Genomic DNA, 23,818 nt, shown 5'->3' on the forward strand with positions numbered 1-23,818 from the left:
CTGCTCGCGATAGCGGTTTGTCTGTCACATCGCCTTTGGCTGACACACCGCTATCGCGAGCAGGCTCACTCCTACAAGGGACCGTGTGCATATTTCATGGAGCCAACGCTGGAGGTCTGGTTACACTTGGACCACCGCGCTCCCGGTGGAGCCGGCCAATCCATCAGGAGCCTGTGCCGCGTGCCCGCAAGAACGCCGAAACGATCACGACTGAGCCAACGCTGGCCGTTGCTGCGCCGCCTGTTCGGCAACGGCCTGCCCGCCAGCGCCGGGCACGATGCCAATGCCGCGATCATCCGCGATTACTTTCGCGACAAGGCCCACAGTCAGGGCTACACCCTCAGCCGCAGTCAGCAGCACGTCATTGATTGCATGGCGCAACAGGCCAGCGTGCTGTTGGGCGACAGCGGACTCACCCCACCCAGTCTGTATCTGTACGGCGCGGTCGGGCGCGGCAAGAGCTGGCTGCTCGACGGCTTCTTCCAGGCACTGCCGATCACCCGTAAACGTCGCCTGCATTTCCATCAGTTCTTCGCCCGACTGCATGACGGCATGTTCCGTCATCGCCAGCAGGAAGACGCGCTGGAAATCACCCTGGACGAGCTGCTGGAAGATTGTCAGGCGCTGTGTTTCGACGAGTTTCACGTGCATGACATCGGCGACGCGATGCTCATCACGCGCCTGTTCAAGGCGCTGTTCAAACGGCGGATCATGCTGTTGGTCACGTCCAACTATGCGCCGGAGGGCCTGCTGCCCAATCCGCTGTATCACGCACGCTTCAAACCGGTGATCGAGCTGATCAACACGCGCATGCAGGTCATGGAAGTCGGCGGCGCCCACGATTACCGCACGCTCAACCGCCAGCACACGCATCAGGTGTTTACCCAGGGGCATTACGTGTGGCCGGCGACGTCAGAGCAGCGCCAAGCCTTGAGCCTGCCGCCAGCCGATGCGCCTGCCATAGCGCTCGAGGTCGGCAAGCGCCAGCTTCAGGCGCGATCGTGCGAGGGCCGGCGCGTCGCTTTCACCTTCAATGACCTGTGCGAACAACCGACGGCAGTCATGGATTATCTGCAGCTCTGCCAGCGTTTCGACCAGTGGATCATCGATGACCTGCCACCGCTCGGGGACTGTCCGATCGCCGTGCAACAGCGCTTCATCAATCTGATCGACGTGCTTTACGATCAGGACAAACACCTGACCCTGCTCGGCCAACTGCCGCTGGGCCAGAGCCTGGAAGGCCACGCCATCGACCTGGCGCGCACGCGCAGCCGATTGGGGCAATTACAGGAAATCCACGAATCTGGCTGACACCCGGCCCCCTGTAGGAGTGAGCCTGCTCGCGATAGCGCTCTTTCAGATGCTGATGATGTGACTGATAACCCGTCTTCGCGAGCAGGCTCACTCCTACAATGACCGGGTGTGATTCCAGCATCCTGCCCCGTTTAACATCCGCTTTACCGCTATCATGTCGCCCATCCTCAGCGCCCCCGCGTCGCTCCACCGATCAATAGCGAAACCAAACATGCATACTCTTGCTCAACTGCGCGCCGGCGAGCTGTCTGGCATTACCCGCCTCGATCTGTCTTGCGGACTCACCGAATTCCCCCGGGAAATTTTCCAACTGGCCGACACGCTGGAAGTGCTCAACCTCAGCGGCAATGCCTTGAGCACCCTGCCCGACGACTTGCACCGCCTGACACGCCTGCGCGTGCTGTTCTGCTCCGACAACCAGTTCAGCGAACTGCCGGCCTGCCTCGGCCAGTGCGAGGCGCTGACGATGGTCGGCTTCAAGGCCAATCGCATCGTCGATGTCCCCGGTGCCGCCCTGCCGCCGCAGCTGCGTTGGCTGATCCTCACCGATAACCGCATCGCAAGCCTGCCGAGCGAACTCGGTGAACGGCCCGCCCTGCAGAAACTGATGCTCGCCGGTAATCGTCTGCAATCGCTGCCGGAATCCCTGCGTCACTGCCATCGGCTGGAATTGATCCGTATCGCCGCCAACCAACTCGACGAGCTGCCACAGTGGCTGCTGACCTTGCCGAGCCTGACCTGGCTGGCCTACGCCGGCAATCCGCTGGAAACCGAAGCCGATGCCGCTGCCCTTGAGGCCACGCCGCTGATCGACTGGTCGGCGCTGTGCCTTGAGCAACAACTGGGCGAAGGCGCTTCCGGGGTGATTTCCCGGGCGATCTGGCAGCGCGACGATGGCACGACGCAGGCGGTCGCGGTGAAGTTGTACAAAGGCGAGATGACCAGCGACGGCTCGCCGTTGCACGAGATGAACGCCTGCATCACCGCAGGCTTGCACCCGAACCTGATCCGCGTCGAAGGGCGCATCAGCGGCCATCCCGATCAGCAGCAGGGATTGGTGATGCAGCTGGTTGATCCGAGCTTCCGCAATCTGGCGGGTTTGCCGAGCCTGGCCTCATGCTCTCGGGACGTCTATGCCGAAGATTGCCGGTTCTCGGCCGACGTGGCCCTGCGCATCGCCAAGGGCATCGCTTCGGCGGCGGAGCATCTGCATCGACAAGGCATCACCCACGGCGACCTCTACGGTCACAACATTCTGTTGAACACTCAGGGCGATTGTCTGCTGGGGGATTTTGGCGCGGCGTCGTTTCATGCCACCACCGATGACGCACAGACACGCGCGTTGCAGCGGTTGGAAGTGCGCGCGTTCGGCGTGTTGCTCGGGGAGCTGCTGGAGCGTGTCGACTCGGGGTTGAGTACAGAGCGGCGCTTGGCATTGGAAGCGCTGGAGCGGCGCTGCTGTCAGGCGGATGTCTTGGGACGCCCGGCATTCAGCGAAGTGATAGAACTTCTGCAAGATCACTGACGGAGACGAACACTGTGGCGAGGGAGCTTGCTCCCGCTGGATGGCGAAGCCGTCCCGAAAAAGCGACGACTGCAGCGCAGCCGAGCGGGAGCGAGCTCCCTCGCCACAGATCAATACAGCAGCAGATCAGCCAGCCAGGCCGACAAACATGTCCTGCACATCATCATGGTTGTCGAGGCCTTCAAGGAACGCTTCGACTTCAGCCATCTGCTCGTCGCTCAACCCGCCGACCGGGTTCTTCGGCTGGTAGCCGAGCTTGGCCGACAGCACAGTGAAGCCTTGTTCCGGCAGGGCTTTCTGCACGGCATCAAGATCAGTCGGGTCGGTGAGGAACAGCGTCGCGCCCTCTTCGCCCGGCTCGAAATCCTGGGCGCCGGCTTCGATCGCGGCCATTTCCGGATCGGCGTCGGGGCTGTCCGGTGCGGCTTCGATCATGCCGACGTGGTTGAACATCCATGCCACCGAACCGGAAGCGCCCAACTGGCCCTTGCGGAACGCCACGCGGATTTCCGCGACGGTGCGGTTGATGTTGTCGGTCACGCATTCGACGATCAGCGGCACCTGATGCGGGGCAAAGCCTTCGTAGGTGACGCGATGGTATTGCACGGTTTCACCCAGCAGACCGGCGCCTTTCTTGATCGCGCGATCGAGGGTTTCTTTTGGCATCGAGGCTTTCTTCGCCTGTTCGACCACCAGACGCAGGTGTGCGTTGGTGGCGGTATCGGCGCCGTTGCGCGCAGCAATGGTGATTTCCTTCACCAGTTTGCCGAAGATTTTTCCTTTGGCGTTGGCTGCCGCTTCTTTGTGTTTAACCTTCCACTGTGCGCCCATTACTCACTCTCTTGATCTGTGGCGCCGAGACATCTATTGGCCGACGCGTGGCGGCAAGTTTATACGGCCTAAAGTCGGCAATCGACCAAAAAAACCGCTGACGGAATCGACATCTTCACCAAAGCGTGTAGGGGAATTCTGAAAAGCGCCTTTGACATGACCATTCAGCCCGACGGTTTCGTACCCTTGATTCCCCGTATCGCCTGACAGGGCTTGCTCGAATGCTCAATGACAAGGAAAGTCCGTTCACCCTTACCCTGACCGACAGTGGATTGCGCCTGCCGGTGGTGCGTTTTCGCGGCGAGGAAGCGCTGAACCAGCCCTACCGTTTCGACATCGAACTGCTCGGCCTGGCCCCGGCCATCGCTCCGGGATCCTTCCTGCACAGGCCAGCCTTTTTGCGGCTGAGTGAACAGCAGGGCTTCCACGGCACAATCTCCAGTGCCAGTTGCGAGCATCGCGGCACGCATCGGGTCGGCTATCGGCTGATTCTGGTGCCGTATCTGCAACAACTGGCGCAAGCGCAGCAACGACGCGTGTTTACCCACCTCAGTGCGCCGCAGATCATTCAACAACTGCTCGAAGAACATGCCCTGCCAGCGCACAGCTACCGCATGGAAATGACCGTGGGCCACTACCCGGCCCGGGCGTTTTGCATTCAGTACGAAGAAACTGATCTGGCGCTGCTGCAACGGCTCTGCGAAGAAGAAGGCATCCACTATCACTTCGAACACGGGCCGGACGGACACGTCGTGGTGTTCGCCGACGACAGCCTGAGCCTGCCGCAGGAACCGGTCGAAATCCCCTTCAATGCCGAAGACCAACCGCCATCGCCCTGCGTAAGCGTTCTCTACCAACAGCATCGTGCGGCACCGGTGCCAATGCTGCATGCGGTGCGCAATCGCGGCCAGCCAGCCTGCAACGGCGAAGCGGCGAACGAAGTTTCCCCGCCGCTGCCGGTGCCAGCGCGCTCACTGGAGCGCCTGCACGCCGAACAACGCAGTCGTCGTCATCTGCAGCGACAACGCTGCCAACTGCGCTCCATTCACGGGCGCAGTGATTGCTGCTCTCTGCTCAGTGGCCGTTTGCTGCTGGTCGCAGATCACCCGATCAGTCATTTCAATGAACAGTGGCTGATCAGTGCCGTACGTCACCATGGGCAACACCCGTCGATCCTTGATCCGGCGCCAAACGCTCATCGCTATCACAACGACTTTACCGCTCAGCCCTGGTCGAACGATTTTCGTCCGCCACTCAAACAGCCGCGTCCGAATGTGGCCGGTTATCACGTGGCGCGGGTGGCGGGTGCGCCGGGGCAGCCTGCGCAAGTGAACGAAAACGGCTGTCTCGCCGTGACCTTGTGGCCCGCAGACCATCAGCCCGGCAATGACAGTGCCGCCCTCTGGCTGCCGATCGCCATGAGCCGGCTGAACGGACCCGTCGCCGTCGATGAACTGCCAGGTGCCGGCAGCGAAGTATGGGTCAGCTTTCTCGATAGCGATCCGGACCGACCGATCCTGTGCCTCGGTCACGCCCGCCAGCCACCGGCCCGGGAGTCAGAGCCCGCGCGCGACAGCCTGCTGCTCGACTGGCTGATCAACCGCGCCGAACACTAGAGCAAAGTCAAAGATCGCGGTCTTCGGCAGCTCCCACATTCATTGCGCCAAGCGCAGCACTCATGTGGGAGCAAGCCTGCTCGCGAAGGAGTCACCTCGGTTTCAGTCGGGCGCCAGATCAAAAAAGGCCTGGATCAAGCGCAACGCGCGTCGTCGCTCCATGCAGCCAAGCAGGTGTCGATTGACCAGCCCTTCCCCGGCAATGGGGATCGCCACCACGCGCGGGTCGTGGCTGACCTCCACCGATGACACCACACCGACACCCAACTGCGCCGCGACCGCTTCGGTCACCGCCTCGCGACTGTCCAACTCCAGCAACACTCGGGGATTGATCGACGCCTGCGCACACGCCTGATCGAACGTGCGGCGGGTGATCGAACTCGGCTCGCGCAAAACCATGATCACCTGATCCAGCTCCTTGAGTTTCACTTCCCCCGCGCGCGCTGCCCATTGATGCGCTGCCGGCACCAGCGCGCAGATCCGTGACTCGCTCAGTGCTTGCAGATGCAGGCCTTTGCGCGGCTCGACCTCGGTCAGCACCGCAACGTCGGCGTGCTCCGACAACAGCGCCGCCAGGGTTTCCTGGGCATTGCCCAGACGCAGGTTCACGGTGATCCCCGGGTAGCGCGCGCGCAGGCTCGCCAACATCGGCATGACCAGGTGCGGCCCGTCCGCTGCCACCTCCAGACGCCCGGTCAGCAACTGCCGATTGGCTTCGAGCAGTGTCTGCGCTTCTTCTGCCAGGCCAAACATGGCCCGGGTGATCGCTGCCAGTCTGGTGCCCTCCTCGGTCAGCTCCACCCGTCGCGCGGTGCGCCGCAACAAGGTGATCTGGTAGTGCTCCTCCAGCGCCTTGATGTGTCCGGTGACTGCCGGCTGGCTGATGAACAACCGCGCAGCAGCGCGGGTGAAGCTGCCTTCGCGGGCCACTGCATCGAAGGCGCGCAGCTGGAACAGGTTCATGAATAACTCTCACTGATGGCTGGCATAACAACAAACAATTTGATTGATGAAGCGGCGAATTGCAACGTACGCCCCATAACTTCATCCCAGCGTATTCCCGAGGACACACGAATGAGCACCGCCGCACCGATTCTTCTCACTCCCGGGCCGTTGACCACTTCGGCCCGCACCCGTCAGGCCATGATGGTCGACTGGGGTTCGTGGGATGATCGCTTCAACCAGTTGACCGCCAGCCTCTGCGAGCAATTGCTGGGCATACTCAACGGCGCCGCCAGTCATCATTGCGTGCCGTTACAGGGCAGCGGCACGTTTGCCGTCGAAGCGGCGATCGGCACGCTGGTGCCGCGCGATGGACAAGTACTGGTGCTGATCAACGGCGCCTACGGCAAGCGTCTGGCGAAGATCTGCGAAGTGCTTGGCCGCTCGTTCAGCACCTTCGAAACCGCCGAAGACGAACCGACCACCGCTGCCGACGTCGACCGACTGCTGCGCGCCGACGCCAACATCACTCACGTAGCGCTGATTCACTGCGAAACCAGTACCGGCATTCTCAATCCGCTGGCGGAAATCGCTGAGGTCGTTGCGCGACACGGCAAACGTCTGATCATCGACGCCATGAGTTCCTTCGGCGCGTTGCCCGTGGATGCGCAGAAAGTGCCGTTCGATGCACTGATCGCCGCCTCTGGCAAATGCCTGGAAGGCGTACCGGGGATGGGCTTTGTCATTGCCCGCAAGGAATCTCTGGCCGCCGCCGCTGGCAACTCGCACTCGCTGGCGATGGACCTGTACGACCAGCACGTCTACATGATGAAAACCGGCCAATGGCGCTTCACCCCGCCGACCCACGTGGTCGCCGCGCTGCACGAAGCCTTGTTGCAATACAGCGAAGAAGGCGGCCTGCCGGCGCGGCATGCGCGCTATGCAGCCAACTGCCAGGCGCTGATGGCAGAAATGAACAAAATCGGTTTGCGCAGCTTTCTGCCAGCAGCAATTCAGGCGCCGATCATCGTCACTTTCCATGCGCCGAAGGACCCGCGTTATCGCTTCAAGGACTTCTACGAACGGGTCAAGGCCAAGGGTTACATCCTCTACCCCGGCAAGCTGACCCAGGTCGACACCTTCCGCGTCGGCTGCATCGGCCACGTCACCCCGGACGACATGCGCCAAGCGGTGGCAGCCGTGGCTGAAGTGCTGCGGGAGATGGAAGTGCTCGACATAAATCCCACCACAAATCCCCTGTAGGAGTGAGCCTGCTCGCGATGAGGCCCTGTCAGTCGACGAAGATGTTGAACGATCAACCGCTATCGCGAGCAGGCTCCCTCCTGCATTTGAATCGTATTGCCAAATCAGGAATTGATTGCCATGAACTACACCAATCCAACCAGCCTGCAAGCCGCGATTCTCGACTGGGCCGGCACCGTGGTCGATTTCGGCTCGTTTGCGCCGACGCAGATTTTCGTCGAAGCCTTCGCCGAGTTCGACGTGCGGGTGTCGATCGAAGAAGCCCGCGGGCCAATGGGCATGGGCAAGTGGGACCACATCCGCACCCTGTGCGACCAGCCGCAGGTGGCCGAGCGTTATCGCAAGGTGTTCGGCCGCACGCCGACCGATGACGACGTCACCGCCATCTACAACCGCTTCATGCCGCTGCAGATCGAGAAGATCGCCGAGCACTCGGCACTGATTCCCGGCGCGCTGGACACCATCGCCCAACTGCGCGAGCAAGGGATCAGGATCGGTTCCTGCTCCGGCTACCCGAAAGCGGTCATGGATAAAGTCGTCGAACTGGCCGCCAGCAACGGCTATGTCGCCGACCACGTCGTCGCCACCGACGAAGTACCAAACGGTCGCCCATGGCCGGCGCAAGCGTTGGCCAACGTGATCGCCCTGGGCATCGACGATGTGGCAGCCTGCGTGAAGATCGACGACACCGTGCCGGGCATTCTCGAAGGTCGCCGGGCCGGCATGTGGACGGTTGCGCTGATTTGCTCGGGCAACGCGCTGGGTCTGGACTACGAGGCTTTCCGCGCGCTGGGTAGCGACGAACTGACCAGCGAACGCACGCGCATTCATGCACTGTTCGAAAGCTCGCGCCCGCATTACATGATCGACACCATCAGTGATTTGCCGCAAGTGATTGCCGACATCAACAAGCGTCTGGCCAATGGTGAGATGCCGCAAAACGCCTGACGCTGAAAAACCAGAACACCGCTGATCAATAACGATCAGCGGTGTTTTTTTTTGCGCGGTCCTGGAATCAGGCCAGTGCCAGGTAATTACTTACGCCGACACCAGATTGCTCTCTGCGTCGTATGCAAGGCCATCGGGATGTTTAACACTACCGTCCGGCAACTGTTCAGTTCCATCTTCCCAGACAATACGGCCATCAGGATATTCAACAGTGTTATCCGGCCAGACGATACGCCCGTCCGGATACTCTACACGGCCGTCCTCATATTGAATGATGCCGTCGGGACGTTTGATGGATGTGTTATCGACATCCACCACGCTACCATCCGATAGTGTGGTGGAACCATCAGCATTGACGGTCGCGCCGATAGTTTGAATCAGCGTTATCAGGGCCACCGGATCAACATTAACATTGATGGTCGGCCATGGCATTGGCGGCCGCTTGTTGTCGACGGGCGTGGTCGGCGCTACTGGCTTGGTTGCCACTGGCTTGGGTGGCGCTACGGGCCTGGTCGGTGCAACCGGTTTAGTTGGCGCAGGTTTGGGTGGCGCTACAGGTTTGCTCGGTGCAACCGGTTTGGTTGGCACAGGCTTGCTCGGTGTAACCGGTTTGGTTGGTGCAGGCTTGCCCGGTGCTACCGGTTTGGTTGGCGCAGGTTTGCTCGGTGCCGGTGCCGGTGGTTTGGCTGGCACAACCGGCCTGGTCGGTACGACTGGTTTTGGCGCAGTGGTAGAGGGGCGAGGCTTCGGGGTCGGACTTTTCATATTCATACTCAAATTAAAAAATAGACATTAAATCTTTAACAATCAACTAAAGACTCGACCAGACAATAATCAACCAAAACCAACTATTCAAACCAAAACAAAACACAAGATATAAACAACATAAAGTTACGCCAGATATAAAAACACATAACAGGTTACTTCCAACTAACTGGCAAATTAAAACCGGGTAGCACGCAGTTATCCTGACTGCAAAACATCTCACCTTGCAGGCATAAATATTCCGGCGAATTCACAGTTAACTGAGTAGCGTAAGGACGGTGTTCGATGAGATGGTGCGCAATAACACCTTGCTGCAAAGAATGCCCAAGCGCGGCTGAGCTTCACGGCGTCGCGGCAATCCCGCGCCGCCCTTGCAGGCCACCGGTGTGGACGAAAATCAGACGAGTACCGGCGGCGAATCCGCCCGACTCGACATGCCGCTTGAGCGCCAGCACGGCCTTGCCGGTGTACAGCGGTTCCAAAGGAATGCCGGTGGCCTGCTCGGTCTGTTCGATGAAGTTCAGCAACGCCTCATCAACCTTGGCGAAGCCGCCACGGCTGGCATCGATCAGCCGATAGTCCGCCGCAGGCCCGTTGGCGTGCGCAAGAATCGATTCGATATTCGGCGCCACGCCGTGATCATCCGGCACCGCCAGCGCGCCATACACTGAGCGCTTGCCTTTCTCGGCGATTGCCAGCCCGGCCAGTGTCGTGCCCGTGCCACAGGCCAGCCACCAGGCGTCGAAATCATTCCATCCCAGCCTTGGCAATTGTTCATCGACCTGCTGCCTGATCGCCGCGCACCCCAAGGCACCGGCCAGTCCGCCACCGCCCTCGGGCACCGCCTGCAACGTTGGATACTGAGTCTGCCAGGGCGTCCAGAATCCCGGCTCGTGCCGGGCGCGGTAGCCGGCGTAACCCAGCCAGTGCAACTGCATGCCGAACGCTTGCAGATCCTCCACCGTCGGCGTGTCCTGCGGGTGCCCACGCAGCAGCCCTACAGTTTTGAATCCCAGCCGCCTGCCCGCCGCCGCCAGCGCGTGCAGGTGATTGGAATGCGCACCGCCGAGGCTGATGATGCCGTCGGCACCGGCGCGCTCGGCGGCTTTGAGGTGTTCGGCGAGTTTGAACCACTTGTTGCCACTGATCAGCGGGTCGATCTGATCGAGGCGCAGGATCGCGACTTCGATGTCGGCGCTTGCCAGCCAGTCCAGATGGAGGGGTTCGAGGGGAGCTTGGGGTAGCCAATTGGCGGGAGGCAGAAGCATGGGCACAGCACAATCTGGAAAAGACCACATATTAGTAGGAGCTGCCGCAGGCTGCGATCTCTTGATCTTGCTTTCGAACACAAGATCAACAGATCGCAGCCTGCGGCAACTCCTACAAAATATGTTTACAGCTCAGCGGCCAGGCGCGAACCCTGATTGATCGCCCGCTTGGCATCCAGCTCCGCCGCCACATCCGCGCCACCGATCAAGTGCACATTCTGTCCGGCTTCGACCAGGCCATCGTGCAACTCACGCAACGGATCCTGCCCGGCGCAGATCACGATGTTGTCCACCGCCAGCAATTGCGGCTCGCCCGTTTCGCCGATGCGGATATGCAAGCCCTGGTCATCGATGCTCAGGTACTCAACGCTGTTGAGCATCTGTACCTGTTTGTTCTTCAGACCGGTGCGATGAATCCAGCCAGTGGTTTTGCCCAGACCGTCGCCGACCTTGGTTTTCTTGCGCTGCAACAGGAACACCTCACGGGCCGGCGCATGGGGTGCCGCTTTGATCCCCGCCACACCACCACGGGCTTGCAGTTGCGTGTCGATGCCCCACTCTTTCCAGAATGCCGCGCGATCAAGACTGGTGGCCACGCCTTGATGGACGAGGAATTCCGACACGTCAAAACCGATCCCGCCCGCACCGATCACCGCGACCCGCTTGCCGACCGGCTTGCGCTCGAGGATTACGTCCAGATAACTCAGTACCTTGGGGTTCTCGACACCCGGAATCGCTGGCACGCGCGGGGCAATACCGGTGGCGAGAATGATTTCGTCGTAGCCGCCTTCAACCAGTTTCGTCACGTCGACGCGGGTGTTCAGGCACACCTCGACATTCGTGGTCTGCAACTTGCGCTTGAAATAGCGCAGGGTCTCGAAAAACTCTTCCTTGCCCGGCACGCGCTTGGCGATGTTGAACTGGCCACCGATCTCACTGGCCGAATCGAACAGCGTTACCTGATGACCGCGCTCGGCGGCCACGGTGGCGGCGGACAACCCGGCAGGGCCGGCACCGACCACGGCGATTTTCTTGATCTGCTGCACCGGCAGGTAATTGAGTTCGGTCTCGTGGCAGGCGCGCGGGTTGACCAGGCAACTGGTGAGCTTGCCGCCAAAGGTGTGGTCCAGGCACGCCTGGTTGCAGCCGATGCAGGTGTTGATTTCGTCGGCGCGGCCTTCGGCAGCCTTGTTGACGAACTCCGGGTCGGCGAGGAACGGCCGCGCCATCGAGACCATATCGGCATCGCCTTCGGCAAGAATCTGCTCGGCGATTTCCGGGGTATTGATGCGGTTGGTGGTGATCAGCGGAATGCTCACCGAGCCGCGCAACTTGGCCGTGACTTTGCTGAATGCCGCGCGCGGGACTTTGGTGGCGATGGTCGGAATCCGCGCTTCGTGCCAGCCGATGCCAGTGTTGATGATGGTCGCACCGGCCTGCTCGATGGCCTTGGCCAAGGTGACGATCTCGTCCCAGGTGCTGCCGCCCTCGACCAGATCGAGCATCGACAGACGGAAAATAATGATGAAGTTCGGTCCCACCGCTTCGCGCACACGGCGGACGATTTCCACCGGCAGGCGCATGCGGTTTTCGTAGCTGCCACCCCAGCGGTCGGTGCGGTGGTTGGTGTGGGCGGCGAGGAACTGGTTAATGAAATAACCTTCCGACCCCATTATCTCGACGCCGTCGTATTCGGCGGACTGCGCCAGCACCGAACAGGTGACGAAATCGCTGATCTGCTTCTCGATGCCCTCCTCGTCCAGCTCTTTGGGCTTGAACGGGTTGATCGGCGCCTGGATCGCGCTCGGCGCTACCTGCTTCGGGCTGTAGGCATAACGGCCGGCGTGGAGAATCTGCATGCAGATCTTGCCGCCGGCCTCATGCACAGCGCGGGTGACGATGCGGTGCTTGAGCGCCTCTTCTTCGCTGGTCAGTTTCGCCGCGCCAGAGTACACGCCGCCTTCATCATTCGGGCCGATGCCGCCCGTGACCATCAGGCCTACGCCGCCCCGGGCACGTTCAGCGAAGTACGCCGCCATGCGTTCGAAGCCACCCGGTTTTTCTTCCAGGCCAGTGTGCATCGAGCCCATCAGGGTGCGGTTGCGCAGCGTGGTGAATCCCAGGTCCAGCGGGGCCAGCAGATGCGGGTAATGAGCGGCGGTCATCGGTAACTCCACAACGAGCGATCACGGAAAATTGCGGGAGCTCTGCGTCCCCCGTCAGTCATGTTCGACAGACTAAGAGGCGCACCGCTGTCACTCAATGACCGTAACTGACAAGTTATTGATCCAAATGCGCAGCGCCCCTTGGCAATCCGGGCCATGGGCCCTACCCTAGGCGCCACACTCTGTACCCGGCTGTTGTTGGTTTTCATGCGCAAACTTCTGTATCTGTTTTTCTCCATGGCCCTCGTTGCCGCTTTGACCACCTACGCCATGTGGGCGGCGGACCGGCCGGCGGGCCATTACCTGTCGGATCTGCGCATCAAGCTTGCTGTCGATCAGGGCACACCCGCCGATCGCGGCAACCTCCTGGGCATTCAGCCCGAACTGTTTCCCACCGATTATCAAAGCTCCGCACGCCTGCACCGCAAGCTCGCGGCTTATCTTCAGCAAGCCCGCGATCAAGGCTTGCTCAATGAGAAAACCGTGGTGGTCTTGCCCGAGCATGTCGGCACCTGGCTGATGATCAGCGGCGAGAAAGACGAGCTGTACCAGGCGCCGACCCTGGCTGAGGCGATGAACTGGCTGGCGGCGAGCAATCCGTTGCTGTTCGCCCGCGCCTGGCTGAGTGCAAAGGGCGAGCAACGTCTGGACGACGCGCACTTGCGGATGAAATCGAAGGCCATGGCCAAGGATTATCAGGCGCTGTTCGGGGGCCTGGCCAAGGAGTTTCAGGTCACACTGGTGGCCGGCTCCATCGTGCTGCCGGAGCCAAGCATTCGCGACGGTCAGCTCAAGCCCGGTAGCGGCGCCCTGTTCAACAGCAGCGTGGTCTTCGGCCGCGACGGCGTGCCGCTGGGCCAGCCGCAACGGCAGATGCACCCGATCTTCGATCAGCAAGGCGTGATCAAGGCCGAGGACAAACACGCCATCCAGGTCGTCGACACACCGGCCGGACGCTTGGGCATCCTGATCGGCAGTGACAGCTGGTATCCCGCCAACTACCGCACCCTCGATGAACAAGGCGCGCAACTGGTGGCCGTACCAGCGCAGGTCATTGGCCAGGGTGCCTGGGACAAACCATGGCGGGGCTACAAAGGTTCGAGCACGCCAGGGTCGGTCAGCCTCAAGCCCGGCGACCTCAGTGAAGGCCAGGCCTGGCATCGACTGACCCTCACCGCACAACCGCCGAGCAGCCGCGCGATTGCCGGCGTCAGTGTGTTCATGCGCGGGCAGTTCTGGGACAAGCCGAGCACCGGCAGGAGCTTTCTCAGCAGCAACGGCCAGCAGTTCGCCGATGGCGAAACCCGTGGCGCGCGTTTGCTGAACGTCTGGCTGTAAATCATGAAGCCGCAGCCGATGCGTCTCGGGGATCTGTCGGTAGGCTTCGTGCACAGCCTGGCTGATGCCGTGCGCAGCCACGACGCCGACCCGCTGCCGTTATTGGAGCAATACGGCCTCGATGCTGCGCGACTGGCCGAGGCAGGAGCGCGTTTATCAATCCCGCGCTACATGCGCCTTGGCCATGCCGCCATCCAGCTGACGGGCGACCCGGCCCTGGGCCTGCGCATGGGCCGGATGATTCGCTTGAATCAGGCAGGTCTGGCCGGCATCACCGCCGCGCAGGCGCCCACCGTACGCGAAGCGGCCCGCTGCCTGACCCGCTTTGAACCGCTTTACGGTTCCAATTACCGCGGCCAATCCAGTTTCCATGAAGACGCCAATGGCGCCTGGCTGCGTTTCTACTCGATCAGCCCGTACAACGCCTATAACCGCTTCGTGGTCGATTCGATCCTCGCCGGCTGGCTGCACCAATTGTCGGGGCTTTGCGGCCAATCGTTGCGCGCCGAAAGGATCGAAATCGAGTTCGAAGCGCCGGACTACCGCGACGCGTACACCGTGCTCGGCGACTGCCCGATCCAGTTCAGCGCCGAACGCAATCAATTGCGCCTGAGCTTGAGCAGCCTCGCCCTGCGCAACCCCGAGCATTGTCCGAGCACCTGGCGACATCTACTGCAACTGTGTGAGCGGGAACTGGAGCAATTGACCCGCACCCGCAGCCTGCGCGAGCGCATCACCCAATTGCTCGGCCCGCTGCTCAATGGCGGCCGCGAACCGGACCTTGAAGAAGTCGCCGCACGCTTGAAACTGCCCACCTGGACACTGCGCCGCAAGCTTGCCGAAGAAGGCACGCAGTTCCGCGCAATCCTCAACGACACACGCCGCGACCTGGCGATGACCTATATCCGCGACACCGAACTGGCGTTCGGTGAAATCGCCTACCTGCTGGGCTTCGCCTCAGCCGAAGCTTTCCAGCGCGCATTCAAACGCTGGAGCGGCCACACGCCCGGCGAATCCCGACGCAATTATCGCTCGGGAGCTTGAAGCTCAGAGCTCCGTTGCATCGTCAGCCGGCTCTGGTTGATCCAGTTCAAAGGCCTGGTATTCGAGCAGTTCTTCCTGATACTCATCCATCGTATAAATCCCCCAAACCGCTCGCTGTGAAATGGCTGATCAATCGACCTGTGCCCCGAGCATAAAGTGCCCGTGTGAAGGAAAAGTGAAACGCGACCTTCATGAATAAAACGTAGCAGGTGGTTGGAGATTTATCGCGGCGATGGTGTGGCAGCTATGTAACGAGATCTTAAGCCAACCCAAAACAATGTAGGAGTGAGCCTGCTCGCGATAGCGGTGTATCAGTCATTGATGAAGTGACTGATAAACCGTCATCGCGAGCAGGCTCACTCCTACAGTTTGAAACGCGGGGTTATTGGCCCGACGCAGGCATCGCCGGGATCGGCTCGGACGGCGGTGGAATATCCGGGTTGGTCGGTGGCGTGATGGTTTCGCTGGCCGGCGCAGGCTCTTGCGCGGGCGCCGGTGCAGGCGTGATCGGCGTCGACTCAGCTGGCGGCACCATTGGCTCGGAGCTCACTGGCGCGGTTTCAACCGGGGCCGGAGCCGGTTCCGCAGCTGGCGCAGGCGCAGGCGCCGGTTCCGCTGCAGGTGCTGGCACCAATGGCGCAGCAGCGGGTGCAGGCGTCGCCTTGGGCTCTGGCACGCCGAGATCGGTTTTCGGTTTTTCTTCGATGTGCGCAGCCTTCTTCGCATCGGCGGGGAGGAACTGCTCCACCAGGGTGAAGAAACGCTCGTAGAACTTCTGCGCAGTGACCGTCTCGCTGGCGACCTTGACCATCGAGTCGTCTGAAGAACCGATCGGCATCGATACCGAGCCCAACACGCCAACACCGAGGCTGGCCGAGTTGTTGGTCTTCTTCAGCGCGTAACGGTCCTGCAGGGCGTTGGCGAACACCGTAGCGTGATGCCCGGCGCTGCCGTCTTCGGCACAGACCACGTTGAAGCTGATCTCCAGGTGCGTCTCGCCGGTCTGCTGGAAACTCTTGTGACCGCTGACCAGCTTCGGATCACTGCTGGTAATGATGTAGCCCTGACTGAGCAACGCACGCCGCGCCGCTTCGCAACTGGCGGTATCGGTCACCGGGTAATTGCGCGAAAAGGTGCCGGAGTCATCGAAGTTCTCATGCTCATAGATCGGCTTGTCCTTCGAACAACCGGCCACCGCAGTCAACAAAAGCGCCAGCCCGACAACACGCATGGGAGTGGAAATCAACATTGAACATCCTGAGGGAAAACAGTCCGGGGCGTATTGTGCAACAGATCGCCGCCCCATGGCGCATGGAATAGTGTCAAGAATCGGTTACAACTCTACCGGTCATGGCCGCAAGGAAAAAGCCGCGACGACAAATGATCTGCCAGCGCGCGCAATCCGCCGTGGCCCGGCGACTCGACGGCCACACTACCCAGAACTGTCGCGCATGCCGGGGACAGTGTACATCTGAAGAAACAGGTCGGCCGCCAAGCCGCCTTCGCGAGCAGGCTCGCTCCCACAGAACCAACCCCCCGAGCGCACGACCGGCCCAAAACCCGCCAGGCCCAAAAACGAAAAAGCCCCGACCAACCAGGCCGGGGCTTCCTCAATCCACCTCAGGCAAAAGATCAGAACCGCTCGATCTTCGCCTCAGCTTCCAACTGCTTGCGATAAGCCGCAAAGTCCTGCTGCCCCTCGCGGGAAGCGAGGAAGCGACGATATTGCGCCTTCTCCTCATCCGTCGGCGCAGCCGCTTCATTGACGCCATTCAGACGCACGATCATCAGACTACCGTCCGGCAACGTAACGCTGGTGAACGTCGGCTTGTCCTTGGCAGCCGGCTTCGGCATCCGGAACAACGCCTGCAGCACAGCCGGATCGACCCCTTCCTGACCACGGGTGGCCGCTTCAGTGGTTTTCCAGTTCTGACCGTCAACCGCCTTGTCCAGCGGCGCCTTGCCGTCACGCAGATCAGCAATCAGCTTCTCGGCACGGGTCTTGGCCTCGGCACTGGCGTGCTCCTTGGTCAACTGAGTGCGGATCGCCGCGCTCACGCTTTCCAGGGGCAATTGCGCAGGCTTCAGGTGTTCCTTGGCACGCAGCACGATCACCGTTTCCGGGTCCAGTTCGATGGCGGTGCTGTTGGCACCTTCATCAATCACTTCGGGGCTGAACGCGGCAGTGACCACGGCACGGTTGGCCGCAACACCTTCGCCACCTTCACGGCCAAACGGCTTGGAGGTGTGTACGGTCAGTTTCAGGTCCGCTGCTGGCTGGGCCAGGTCAGAGGCTTCGAACGCCGAGTCTTCCAGCTGCTTGGTCGCCTCAACGAAACGCTGCTCGACCTGAGCGGCTTTCAGCTCGCGGGTCAGCTTGTCTTTCAAGCTAGCGAGGGTCGGCACTTCAGGCGCTTCCACGCCCAGCAGCTTGATCAGGTGGAAACCGAAATCAGTACGGATCGGCTCCGACACCTGGTCTTTCGACAAGGAGTACAGGGCTTTTTCGAAAGCCGGGTCGTAAACGCCAGGACCGGCATAACCGAGGTCACCACCATTGTTGGCAGAACCCGGATCCTGCGAGAACTCCTTGGCCAGTGCTTCGAACTTCTCGCCCTTGGCCAGACGCGCCTGGACTTCCTCGATCTTCGCTTTGGCCTGCGCTTCGGTGGTCTTGTCGTTCACTTCAATGAGGATGTGAGCGGCACGACGCTGTTCCGAAAGGTTGGCGATTTCTTTCTGATACGCCGCCTCAAGGTCTTCATCCTTGACCGCGACCTGATCGAAGAACGACGACTTCTTCAGCTCGACGTAATCGATGATCACCTGATCCGGCGTCATGAATTCCTTGGCGTGCTCGTCGTAGTAAGCCTTGACCTCGTCGTCGGTCAGCTTGACCGCAGCCGGGTCGGCCTTGACGTTCAGAGTAGCGAAATCGCGGGTCTGTTTTTCCAGACGGGCGAATGCCAGCACTTCGGCGTCGGTGACGAAACCGCTGCCGGCAACGCCTGCGCGCAACTGGCCGATCAGCATTTCCTGAGCCAGCATCTGGCGGAACTGCATGCGGCTGTAACCCAGTTGGCGGATTACCTGGTCGAAACGCTCGGAGCTGAACTTGCCATCGACCTGGAATTCAGGCGTCTGCAGGATCACCTGATCCAGCGCGGCTTCGGAGAAAGAGAACTTCGCCTGTTCGGCGCCTTGCAGCAGCAGCTTGCGGTCGATCAGACCTTTGAGAGCCGATTCGCGCAGCATTTTTTCGTCGAGCAAGGAAGCATCGAAGTCCTTGCCCAGCTGTTGCATCAGCTGACGGCGTTGCATGTCAACGGCCTGGCTCAGCTCGTTCTGGCTGATTTCGTCACCGTTGACCTTGGCCGCCTCGTTCTTGTGAGTCGTGGCCTGGAAAATGGCGTCGAAACCGGTCAGGGCCATCAGTGCAACGATGACCCCGATAATGGTCTTGGCAATCCAGCCTTGTGAATTGTCCCTGATATTCTGCAGCATGCGTCCCCCAGAAACGGTTGAACTTCAATTTAGGCAACCGTGGAGCGTGGGTAGAATCCGGATAGAAGAAAGGCGCATCCGAGGATGCGCCTTCTCGTAACTGGCGGAGCGGACAGGGCTCGAACCCTCGATCCCGGCGTTACAGGTGCCTGTTCCAGCCACCTGCTCTACCGCTCCGCTGCCAAGTCAGGCTTGACCCCGACCCGGATGGGTAAAAACCTGAAAACTCAGTTAACAGCTTCTTTCAGTGCTTTACCGGCTTTGAAACCTGGCTTCTTGGCAGCCGGGATTTCCAGAGTCTTGCCGGTTTGCGGGTTGCGACCGGTACGAGCCGGACGGTCAGTCACGGAGAAAGTACCGAAACCAACCAGAACAACGGAGTCGCCAGCCTTCAGAGCGCCAGTGACGGATTCGATTACAGCGTCCAGCGCACGGCCAGCAGCAGCTTTCGGGATATCAGCGGATGCAGCGATAGCATCAATCAGTTCCGACTTGTTCACTCTAAGTCCCCTTATATCTATTTTGAGATGTTTCTAAGTTTTTTGGTGAAAGCAAAAACGAGTGCTGAATGGCCTACAGACACTTAAGAGCCGCTTTATAACAAGGGCTCTAAAAAGCTGTCAAGGAAAGCCCCCCAGGCTAAAACGTATTAATGCGTGCTAATTCTTTCCTTGGCATCAGACTCGCGTTTTTCGTCCTTGGCAACTATCTCTGGAGCCACATCCGGCAAGGGCTCCGGCGCGTATTGCAGCGCAATTTGCAGGACCTCGTCAATCCATTTAACCGGTTTGATCTGCAGATCCTGCTTGATATTGTCAGGAATCTCCTTCAGATCGCGGACGTTTTCTTCCGGAATAATCACAATCTTGATTCCGCCGCGATGCGCCGCCAGCAGTTTTTCTTTCAGGCCGCCAATCGCCAGCACCTGCCCACGCAAGGTGATCTCACCGGTCATGGCGACGTCGGCGCGCACCGGAATACCGGTCAATGCCGAGACCAGCGCCGTGCACATACCGACGCCAGCGCTAGGACCGTCTTTCGGCGTCGCCCCTTCCGGCATGTGAATGTGGGTGTCGCGCTTCTCGTGGAAGTCCAGTGGAATGCCCAGGCTCTTGGCGCGGCTGCGGACCACGGTCTGCGCGGCAGTGATCGATTCGACCATTACATCACCGAGCGAACCGGTCTTGATCAGCTGGCCTTTGCCCGGAATCACAGCGGCTTCGATCGTCAGCAATTCGCCGCCAACCTGAGTCCATGCCAGGCCAGTCACCTGCCCCACCTGATCCTGTTGCTCGGCCAAACCGTAGCGGAATTTACGCACGCCCAGGAAGTGCTCAAGCAGATCAGCTGTCACTTTTACCGAGAAACGTTTTTCCAGCGCATGCTCTTTGACCGCCTTGCGGCAGACCTTGGCAATCTGCCGCTCAAGGCCACGCACACCCGCTTCACGAGTGTAATAACGGATGATGTCGCGGATCGCTTCCTCGTCGAACTCCAGCTCGCCCTTCTTCAGACCATTGGCGGCGATCTGTTTTGGCGACAGGTATTTCACGGCAATGTTGATCTTCTCGTCTTCGGTGTAACCCGGCAGACGGATGACTTCCATCCGGTCCAGCAGCGCTGGCGGGATGTTCATCGAGTTCGAGGTGCACAGAAACATCACATCGGACAGGTCGTAGTCGACTTCCAGATAGTGATCGTTGAAGTTGTGGTTTTGCTCGGGATCAAGCACTTCCAGCAACGCAGACGCCGGGTCGCCACGCATGTCGCTGCCCATCTTGTCGATTTCATCGAGCAGGAACAGCGGGTTACGAACGCCCACTTTTGTCATTTTTTGAATCAATCTTCCCGGCATCGAACCGATGTAGGTCCGGCGATGGCCACGAATTTCCGCTTCATCGCGAACACCGCCCAGGGCCATGCGCACGAATTTGCGATTGGTGGCGTGGGCAATCGACTCCGCCAGCGAGGTTTTACCCACACCTGGAGGACCGACCAGGCACAACACCGGGCCACGGATTTTCTTCACGCGCTTTTGCACGGCGAGGTATTCAAGGATGCGTTCCTTGACCTCTTCAAGACCGTAGTGATCGGCGTCGAGAATGTCTTCAGCACGGGCCAGATCGAGGCGTACCTTGCTCTGCGCCTTCCACGGCACCTGCACCAGCCAGTCGATGTACGAGCGCACCACGGTGGCTTCAGCCGACATCGGCGACATTTGCTTGAGCTTGTTCAGCTCGGCGGTGGCTTTGGCCAGTGCGTCTTTCGGCAGGCCGGCAGCATCGATGCGCTTTTTCAGCTCTTCGATTTCGTTGTGGCCTTCGTCACCATCGCCGAGCTCTTTCTGAATGGCCTTCATCTGCTCATTCAGGTAGTACTCGCGCTGGCTCCGCTCCATTTGCTTTTTGACGCGACCGCGAATGCGTTTCTCAACCTGCAGCAGGTCGATTTCGGCGTCCAGCAGCGCCAGCACGTGCTCGACACGGGCCGACAGATCGATGATCTCGAGGATTTCCTGCTTCTGCTCGATTTTCAGCGCCATGTGCGCGGCCATGGTGTCGACCAGGCGACCCGGCTCATCGATGCTGTTGAGGGATGACAGGACTTCAGCCGGGACCTTCTTGCCCAGCTGCACATATTGTTCGAACTGCGACAGCAACGTGCGCACGAAGACTTCCGACTCGCGCTCGGCGGCATCGACTTCTTCGATCAAAGAGACTTCGGCGCGGCAGTGGCCATCGACTTCGCTGAAGCGTTCGACGGTACCACGCTGCTCGCCTTCGACCAGAACCTTGACCGTGCCATCAGGCAGCTTCAGCAGCTGCAGAACGGTAGCAATCGTACCTACGCGATAGAGAGCGTCTTCACCGGGATCATCGTCAGCCGGGTTTCGCTGGGCCAGCAGCAGAATCTGCTTGTCACCCGTCATCGCGGCCTCGAGGGCTTCGATGGATTTCTCGCGCCCCACGAACAGCGGGATAACCATGTGCGGATAAACCACGACATCACGCAATGGCAGGAGAGGCAATTCGATGGTTGTCTTCATGATTTCGCCTCTACGGCGGCCATATGGCCGTAATCAGATGGAATTGAGCTTGAAACCAAGATGGGGGCTGCCTCGAAAAAAAACAAGCGTAAAGCGGAGGTAAAAAACGACTTAAAAAAAAAGAGGCCCGAAGGCCCCTTCTTTGTTGCGGCGCGGTGGACGCTTACGCGTCCGGCGCTGCCTTGGCCGCCGGCTCACTGTTTTCGTAGATATACAGTGGCTTGGACTTGCCTTCGATCACGCTTTCATCGATCACGACCTTGCTCACCTCGGACTGCGAGGGGATCTCATACATCGTGTCGAGCAGCACACCTTCGAGAATCGAACGCAGGCCACGAGCACCGGTTTTACGTTCCAGGGCACGCTTGGCGACCGATTTCAGCGCGTCGGAACGGAATTCCAGGTCCACGCCTTCCATCTCGAACAGCTTGGCATACTGTTTGGTCAGAGCATTTTTCGGCTCGGTGAGGATCTGCATCAGCGCAGCCTCGTCGAGCTCGTCCAGTGTCGCCAGGACCGGCAGACGACCGACGAATTCCGGGATCAGACCGAACTTGACCAGATCGTCAGGCTCGACTTCACGCAGGGATTCACCGACTTTCTTGCCTTCTTCCTTGCTGCGCACTTCGGCGTTGAAGCCGATGCCGCCTTTGGTGGAACGGTTCTGAATGACCTTTTCCAGGCCTGAGAACGCACCACCGCAGATGAACAGGATGTTACGGGTGTCGACCTGCAGGAACTCCTGCTGCGGATGCTTGCGGCCACCTTGCGGCGGTACCGAGGCGACCGTGCCTTCGATCAACTTGAGCAAGGCCTGCTGCACGCCTTCACCGGAAACATCACGGGTGATCGACGGGTTGTCGGACTTGCGGGAAATCTTGTCGATTTCGTCGATGTAGACAATACCCATCTGGGCTTTCTCTACGTCGTAATCGCACTTCTGCAGCAGCTTCTGAATGATGTTCTCGACATCTTCACCCACGTAACCGGCCTCGGTGAGGGTGGTTGCGTCGGCGATGGTGAACGGAACGTTCAGCAAGCGGGCCAGCGTTTCGGCCAGCAGGGTTTTACCAGAGCCTGTCGGGCCGATCAGCAGGATGTTGCTCTTGCCGAGTTCGACGTCGTCAGCCTTTTTGTCACGCTGGTTCAGGCGCTTGTAGTGGTTGTACACCGCTACGGCCAAAACCTTTTTCGCACGCTCCTGACCAATGACGTACTGGTCAAGGATGCCGCTGATTTCTTTAGGCGAAGGCAATTTATGCGCGCTGCTTTCGGCCTGTGCTTCCTGCACCTCCTCGCGGATGATGTCATTGCACAGGTCGACGCACTCGTCGCAGATAAAGACCGAGGGGCCGGCAATCAATTTGCGCACTTCATGCTGGCTTTTGCCACAGAAGGAGCAATAGAGCAGCTTGCCGTTGTCCTCGCCGTTGCGGGTGTCAGTCATTCGTTCGATCCAAATCCGATAGGCTTGCAACACAAGATGAAGGCTATTGCGGGCTTTTTCAAGCCCGCCGCTGATCGGACATGCCGATCAGGCCTGTTTTGCGCTGCTTATATTAAGCTGGACGCTGGTTGATCACTTCATCGATCAGGCCGTATTCCTTCGCAGCTTCGGCACTCATGAAGTTGTCGCGATTGGTGTCGCGCTCGATTTCTTCCAGAGTACGGCCGCTGTGCTTGGCCATCAGCATGTTCAGACGCTCGCGGATGAAGAGGATTTCCTTGGCGTGGATTTCGATGTCCGACGCCTGGCCCTGGAAACCACCCAGTGGCTGGTGAATCATCACGCGCGAGTTCGGCAGGCAGAAACGCTTGCCCGGAGCACCTGCGGTGAGCAGGAATGCGCCCATGCTGCAGGCCTGACCGATGCAGGTGGTCGATACGTTCGGCTTGATGAACTGCATGGTGTCGTAGATCGACATGCCTGCAGTCACCGAACCGCCCGGCGAGTTGATGTAGAGATGGATGTCCTTGTCCGGGTTTTCCGCTTCAAGGAACAGCAGTTGCGCACAGATCAGGTTGGCCATGTAGTCCTCTACCGGGCCCACCAGAAAGATCACTCGCTCCTTGAGCAGGCGCGAGTAGATGTCGTAGGCGCGTTCGCCACGAGCGGACTGCTCGACAACCATCGGGACCAGGCCGCCGGCGGCCTGGATATCAGAGTTCTGCTGAATATAAGAATTACGGAACATGCTCTGCAGTCGCTCCCAAATAGTTATGTCTTGAATACGCATAAGCCAGCTCGA

General features: G+C 60.0%; 18 protein-coding genes. 7 read left to right on the forward strand and 11 right to left on the reverse strand.

Features of this window, described 5'->3' with window-relative positions; translation table 11 throughout:
• Positions 1-180: 180 nt before the first annotated feature.
• Positions 181-1,311: a cell division protein ZapE gene (gene zapE / locus DCO47_RS11120; RefSeq protein ID WP_116658106.1), complete on the forward strand. Its 1,131-nt coding sequence runs from the start codon at positions 181-183 to the stop codon at positions 1,309-1,311.
• Positions 1,312-1,525: 214 nt separating this feature from the next.
• Positions 1,526-2,839 (forward strand): leucine-rich repeat-containing protein kinase family protein, encoded by a 1,314-nt coding sequence (locus DCO47_RS11125; RefSeq protein ID WP_116658107.1) that lies wholly within the window; start codon positions 1,526-1,528, stop codon positions 2,837-2,839.
• A gap of 126 nt (positions 2,840-2,965) precedes the next feature.
• Here DCO47_RS11125 and DCO47_RS11130 read toward each other — a convergent pair whose 3' ends face one another.
• Positions 2,966-3,670 carry a YebC/PmpR family DNA-binding transcriptional regulator gene (locus tag DCO47_RS11130; protein ID WP_064363658.1) on the reverse strand — a complete coding sequence of 235 codons (705 nt, stop codon included), beginning with the start codon at positions 3,668-3,670 and terminating at the stop codon, positions 2,966-2,968.
• Between the two features lie 221 nt (positions 3,671-3,891).
• Between DCO47_RS11130 and DCO47_RS11135 the strand changes: the two genes are divergently transcribed.
• Entirely contained in the window at positions 3,892-5,286 is a 1,395-nt protein-coding gene (locus tag DCO47_RS11135; RefSeq protein WP_116658108.1) for a type VI secretion system Vgr family protein, read from the forward strand.
• A 102-nt stretch (positions 5,287-5,388) separates the two neighbouring features.
• On the opposite strand, the gene DCO47_RS11140 is transcribed toward DCO47_RS11135, so the two are convergent.
• Positions 5,389-6,249 (reverse strand): LysR substrate-binding domain-containing protein, encoded by an 861-nt coding sequence (locus tag DCO47_RS11140; protein WP_065616001.1) that lies wholly within the window; start codon positions 6,247-6,249, stop codon positions 5,389-5,391.
• A 111-nt stretch (positions 6,250-6,360) separates the two neighbouring features.
• Between DCO47_RS11140 and DCO47_RS11145 the strand changes: the two genes are divergently transcribed.
• Both DCO47_RS11145 and phnX read left to right on the forward strand, forming a co-directional pair.
• Positions 6,361-7,491, forward strand: a complete 1,131-nt coding sequence (locus tag DCO47_RS11145; protein ID WP_116658109.1) for a 2-aminoethylphosphonate--pyruvate transaminase — start codon at positions 6,361-6,363, stop codon at positions 7,489-7,491.
• Positions 7,492-7,611: 120 nt separating this feature from the next.
• On the forward strand, positions 7,612-8,439 hold the full coding sequence (phnX, locus tag DCO47_RS11155; protein WP_042609174.1) for a phosphonoacetaldehyde hydrolase: 828 nt from the start codon (positions 7,612-7,614) through the stop codon (positions 8,437-8,439).
• A gap of 90 nt (positions 8,440-8,529) precedes the next feature.
• Here the strand turns inward: phnX and DCO47_RS26920 are convergent, their stop codons facing one another.
• From DCO47_RS26920 to DCO47_RS11175, 3 genes are all read right to left on the reverse strand, one after another.
• Entirely contained in the window at positions 8,530-8,871 is a 342-nt protein-coding gene (locus DCO47_RS26920) for a hypothetical protein (protein WP_064363662.1), read from the reverse strand.
• Between the two features lie 674 nt (positions 8,872-9,545).
• Positions 9,546-10,472 carry a 1-aminocyclopropane-1-carboxylate deaminase/D-cysteine desulfhydrase gene (locus DCO47_RS11170; protein WP_042609172.1) on the reverse strand — a complete coding sequence of 309 codons (927 nt, stop codon included), beginning with the start codon at positions 10,470-10,472 and terminating at the stop codon, positions 9,546-9,548.
• A 125-nt stretch (positions 10,473-10,597) separates the two neighbouring features.
• Complete coding sequence (locus DCO47_RS11175; protein WP_064363663.1) at positions 10,598-12,637, reverse strand: NADPH-dependent 2,4-dienoyl-CoA reductase; 2,040 nt, start codon at positions 12,635-12,637, stop codon at positions 10,598-10,600.
• Positions 12,638-12,844: 207 nt separating this feature from the next.
• On the opposite strand from DCO47_RS11175, the gene DCO47_RS11180 reads away from it, so the two are divergent.
• Positions 12,845-13,975, forward strand: a complete 1,131-nt coding sequence (locus tag DCO47_RS11180) for a nitrilase-related carbon-nitrogen hydrolase (protein ID WP_064363664.1) — start codon at positions 12,845-12,847, stop codon at positions 13,973-13,975.
• Between the two features lie 3 nt (positions 13,976-13,978).
• Positions 13,979-15,019, forward strand: a complete 1,041-nt coding sequence (locus DCO47_RS11185; protein ID WP_064363665.1) for an AraC family transcriptional regulator — start codon at positions 13,979-13,981, stop codon at positions 15,017-15,019.
• Between the two features lie 382 nt (positions 15,020-15,401).
• On the opposite strand, the gene DCO47_RS11190 is transcribed toward DCO47_RS11185, so the two are convergent.
• The 6 genes from DCO47_RS11190 to clpP all read right to left on the reverse strand — a co-directional run bounded on the left by DCO47_RS11190 (position 15,402) and on the right by clpP (position 23,764).
• Complete coding sequence (locus tag DCO47_RS11190; RefSeq protein ID WP_116658111.1) at positions 15,402-16,268, reverse strand: DUF2242 domain-containing protein; 867 nt, start codon at positions 16,266-16,268, stop codon at positions 15,402-15,404.
• A 383-nt stretch (positions 16,269-16,651) separates the two neighbouring features.
• Entirely contained in the window at positions 16,652-18,523 is a 1,872-nt protein-coding gene (locus DCO47_RS11195; protein WP_065615995.1) for a SurA N-terminal domain-containing protein, read from the reverse strand.
• Positions 18,524-18,750: 227 nt separating this feature from the next.
• Positions 18,751-19,023: an HU family DNA-binding protein gene (locus DCO47_RS11200; RefSeq protein ID WP_003183171.1), complete on the reverse strand. Its 273-nt coding sequence runs from the start codon at positions 19,021-19,023 to the stop codon at positions 18,751-18,753.
• A 149-nt stretch (positions 19,024-19,172) separates the two neighbouring features.
• Positions 19,173-21,569: an endopeptidase La gene (gene lon / locus DCO47_RS11205; RefSeq protein WP_016775334.1), complete on the reverse strand. Its 2,397-nt coding sequence runs from the start codon at positions 21,567-21,569 to the stop codon at positions 19,173-19,175.
• A 163-nt stretch (positions 21,570-21,732) separates the two neighbouring features.
• Positions 21,733-23,016, reverse strand: a complete 1,284-nt coding sequence (gene clpX / locus DCO47_RS11210; RefSeq protein ID WP_007951558.1) for an ATP-dependent Clp protease ATP-binding subunit ClpX — start codon at positions 23,014-23,016, stop codon at positions 21,733-21,735.
• Between the two features lie 112 nt (positions 23,017-23,128).
• On the reverse strand, positions 23,129-23,764 hold the full coding sequence (gene clpP / locus DCO47_RS11215; protein WP_016775336.1) for an ATP-dependent Clp endopeptidase proteolytic subunit ClpP: 636 nt from the start codon (positions 23,762-23,764) through the stop codon (positions 23,129-23,131).
• Between the last annotated feature and the right edge of the window lie 54 nt (positions 23,765-23,818).

It is taken from the genome of Pseudomonas sp. NDM (genome assembly GCF_003105095.1).
In the GTDB taxonomy this organism is placed as follows: Bacteria; Pseudomonadota; Gammaproteobacteria; order Pseudomonadales; family Pseudomonadaceae; genus Aquipseudomonas; species Aquipseudomonas moraviensis_A.